Source organism: Agrobacterium sp. Ap1 (genome assembly GCF_017313375.1).
Classification (GTDB): domain Bacteria; phylum Pseudomonadota; class Alphaproteobacteria; order Rhizobiales; family Rhizobiaceae; genus Neorhizobium; species Neorhizobium cellulosilyticum.
Window position 1 is genome coordinate 1 of record NZ_JAFLMY010000103.1, and the last position, 208, is coordinate 208.

1 tRNA gene is annotated in these 208 nt (G+C 63.9%); it reads right to left on the bottom strand.

Going from position 1 to position 208, the window contains the following annotated elements:
* Positions 1–77: transfer RNA gene (locus tag JZX87_RS31175), tRNA-Asp, on the bottom strand.
* Positions 78–208 lie beyond the last annotated feature (131 nt).

A 208-nucleotide genomic window follows, 5' to 3' on the forward strand; every position in this document is an offset into this window, starting at 1 on the left:
TGGCGCGAGTGACGGGGCTCGAACCCGCGACCTCCGGCGTGACAGGCCGGCACTCTAACCGACTGAGCTACACCCGCGCATTTGCCTTTTACGGCGGACCAACCGGGGTCAACCGATTAATCAGTGAGAGAAGAATGGCGCGAGTGACGGGGCTCGAACCCGCGACCTCCGGCGTGACAGGCCGGCACTCTAACCGACTGAGCTACAC